The organism is Streptobacillus notomytis (assembly GCF_001902585.1).
Lineage (GTDB): Bacteria > Fusobacteriota > Fusobacteriia > Fusobacteriales > Leptotrichiaceae > Streptobacillus > Streptobacillus notomytis.
Window position 1 is genome coordinate 1 of sequence record NZ_LKKV01000078.1, and the last position, 1,656, is coordinate 1,656.

1 pseudogene is annotated in these 1,656 nt (G+C 31.2%); it reads left to right on the plus strand.

The features are described from left to right. Positions 1–1,656, plus strand: a pseudogene (locus BUE91_RS03025) (adhesin); the annotation flags it as partial.

Below are 1,656 nucleotides of genomic sequence, written 5' to 3' on the forward strand. Positions count from 1 at the left end.
GCTATAGCTTCAGGTAATAAGACATTAGTTCTATCAGAGGGTGGAGCAGCATATGGATTTTCAGCCATTTCAGGAGGACAAAACTCTATAGCAATAGGAACAGATGTTTACTCTAATGTTGACTATGATTATGATAGTAAAGTAATGTTAGGTGGAAATCAAAGATCTGCTGAACTTAGATTATTTGGAGATTTAGCTAATTATGGAGAAGTAGGAAGTACAGAAGATAAAAGAGGTCTATATGGATTTGATTTAAATGGTGTTGCAAAAACTATCATAGGTCGTGCTGATGATCAACCTAGAGATAATATACCAGGAGCCCAAAAAGGAGAGTATTTAAAAAGTGGAGATTATTTTTCATATTATAAAAACTATATAGACGGTATAGAAAATGGATTAAATAATGCAAAGATAAAAAATACAAAGGAAGCAACAAATTCAATAAGAATAAAAACAGAAGAAAAAAACGGAGTAAAAGACATAGCTAAAAGCAGTGGAAAAAATGCTATAGTTATAGGAAGTAAATCAGGAGCCTTTGGAGACAATGCTATAGCATTAGGAAGAGGTTCATTTTCACTTAAAGAAAATTCTATATCTATAGGATCTTATTCATATACTAAAGATAAAAATTCAATAGCACTTGGAATAGCTTCAAGGGCTTTAGCAGAAGGATCAGTAACATTTGGAAATGGTGCTGGAGTAGATATAGATGGAAAGAACTCTATGGTATATGGACATGGATCAGTAGCCTATGCACCTAATTCAATAATACTGGGTATAAACTCACGTCTATGGGGAGGCAGTAGTGCTGGTGATTCTATCATAATAGGTAATGATGCTATTGTAACAGACTTAAAGGAAAATAATATTGTTAAAGAAGGTCATAATGGTAAATCAGTATTAGCATTAGGAAACAAAACAAGTGCGACATTAGATAATTCAGTAGCTTTAGGATATTTATCAGCTACAGATTATACACAGGATTACTTAGATAAACCAGGTTACACTGCAAAAGGTTCATATTCAATACCGAGTTCTGCTAAGGTAGGAGTAATATCGGTAGGTAAAAAGGGTTATGAAAGAAGAATAGTAAATGTAGCTAGTGGATATAGAGATTCAGATGCAGTAAATGTAGCTCAGCTTAGGACTCTTGAAGATAGATTAGATGGGGCAACAGAAGAAACTGATGATAAGGTTAGATATTTTTCAGTAAATACAGAAAATGATTTAAAGGAAATAGCAAGAAAGAAAATAGATTACAAAAATTATGTTAAATTAAAAACACAAATGCTGACTATAAAAGCTAGAAAAGAAAATGGAGAAACAATAAATGAAGAAAATGTTAAACCATTAAAAGCTAAATTAGATGAATTAGAAAAGAAAGATGTAAAAGATAAAGCGACTTCAATTAAAAAATTAGAAGATATGAATAATATGAAATATATGACTAATGGTAGCTTTGACATAGATAAATACATGGAAGATCTAGAAAAAGCAAAAGAAGAAGATTTATCAGAAAGCAGAATTGAAGGTGTATTAACAGATGAGGAAAAAACTAAATTAAGTTCAAATAACTATGCTAATGAGGGAGCAAAGGCTAAAAACTCTATAGCTATAGGATATGATGCAAGTACTAAAGAAAAAGATGCAGAAAAT